This window comes from Aeromicrobium sp. PFPM2_SD2, from assembly GCF_057364525.1.
In genome coordinates this window covers 1-1,738 of record NZ_JBNFNZ010000488.1, presented here as the reverse complement: position 1 = coordinate 1,738, position 1,738 = coordinate 1, and the positions used below count along the sequence as shown (strand labels likewise).

Below are 1,738 nucleotides of genomic sequence, written 5' to 3'. Positions count from 1 at the left end.
CCAGGGCCGCCGCCGGCTGGCGCTGCTGGCCTGACGCCCGGGTCGAGGAGTCCTCCGCGGGGCGGAGGGCCCCTCGCCGTGCGTCGCCGCGAGGATGTCCGCCCACCCAGGGCCCGTGTGCCGGACGGGACGGCAGCTTTAGGTTAGGCATGCCTTACGATGTGCCCATGAAGATCATCCGTCCCGTCGCGGCCGTCGCCGCCGCGATGCTCGCGCTCGGCGCCTGCGGGTCCGACTCCGACGACTCGTCCGGCTCCTGGAGCTACACCGACGACCTCGGCACCAAGATCTCGCTCGACCAGGCGCCCGAGCGCATCGTCGTGCAGAGCTCGATGGGTGCGGCGCTGTCCGACCTGGGCGTCGACGAGGACAAGATCGTCGGCTACTTCGGCCCGGCCACGCTCCCCGACGGCAGCCCCGACCCGCAGGCCGAGGGCCTGGACACCGAGGGGCTCACCGACGTCACCGGCGGCGGCGAGTACGGCGACCTGGACCTGGAGAAGCTCGCCGAGCTCAAGCCCGACCTCGTCGTGACGAGCACGTACCTCGAGCCCGACCTCTGGTACGTCAACGCCGCCGCGAAGGAGAAGGTCGAGAAGCTCGGCACGCCGATCATGGTCGTGAGCTTCGACGGCAAGACCCTGCCCGAGCTGCTCGACTCGACCGAGAAGGCCGCCGAGGCGCTCGGCGCGGACCTCGAGGACGACGACGTCACCGAGGCGCACGACGAGTTCCAGGCCGCCGCGGACGAGCTGAAGCAGCTCGGCGCCACCATGACGTCGGAGAAGAAGCAGATCGTCGCCGGCTCGCCGTCGGCCGACATCTACTACGTCTCCAGCCCCGAGGCGAACGCCGACCTGAAGTACTGGAAGGACGAGCTCGGCCTGCCCATCGTGCAGCCGGACCCGGACGAGCAGGGCTACTTCGAGCCGCTGAGCTGGGAGGAGGCCGACAAGTACCCGGCCGACGTCTTCCTCTACGACGACCGCGTCGGCGAGGCCGGGCTGCAGCTGTTCAAGGACCAGCCGGTCTTCCAGACGCTGAACGCGGCCAAGAGCTCGGCCTACGTCCCGTGGACGTCCGTCGCGCCGCCGAGCTACGAGGCCTACGCCGGCATCTTCGAGCGCCTCGCCGAGGGCCTGAAGAAGTTCTCCTGACCCGCACGACCCCGTCGCACCGCACCGGTGCCGCCACCCGGCGGCCCGGTGCGGTGTCGTCCGTCCGGGCACCGGTTCGTACGCTCGACCGGTGAGCCAGGCCGCGACGCACCCCGGGCACCATCCCGGCAGCCCCGGCTACCGCCGGCTCAACGTCGCGATGCTCATGGCCGGCGTGGCCGCGTTCGGGATGCTCTACAGCACCCAGCCCCTGCTGCCGGGCATCGGCGCCGCGTTCGACGTCTCGCCGGCCGCCCGCCGCGCTCACGGTGTCGGGCGCGACCGGCGCGCTCGCGCTGGCCGTGGTGCTGGCGACCGGCGTCGCCGCCCGGCTCGGACGCGCGCGGGTCATGAAGGTCTCGATGGTGGCGGCGGTCGTCGTGCAGCTGGTGAGCACGACCATGCCGACGTTCGGCGGCCTGCTCGCGCTGCGGGTGCTGCTCGGCCTGCTGCTCGCGGGCGTGGTCGGCGTGGCGATGGCCCACGTCGGCGCGGAGGTGCACCCCGCACGGGCATGGGCCGCGCGATGGGGCTCTACGTGGCCGGCAACTCGCTCGGCGGCGTGGGCGGCCGGCTCGTGG

At 72.6% G+C, this 1,738-nt stretch carries 1 protein-coding gene and 1 pseudogene; both read left to right on the top strand.

The window, feature by feature from the left end:
• Positions 1–167 precede the first annotated feature (167 nt).
• Positions 168–1,157 (top strand): ABC transporter substrate-binding protein, encoded by a 990-nt coding sequence (locus AC2W7G_RS15420; protein ID WP_485869215.1) that lies wholly within the window; start codon positions 168–170, stop codon positions 1,155–1,157.
• A 269-nt stretch (positions 1,158–1,426) separates the two neighbouring features.
• Positions 1,427–1,738 (top strand): annotated as a pseudogene (locus AC2W7G_RS15415) (hypothetical protein); the annotation flags it as partial.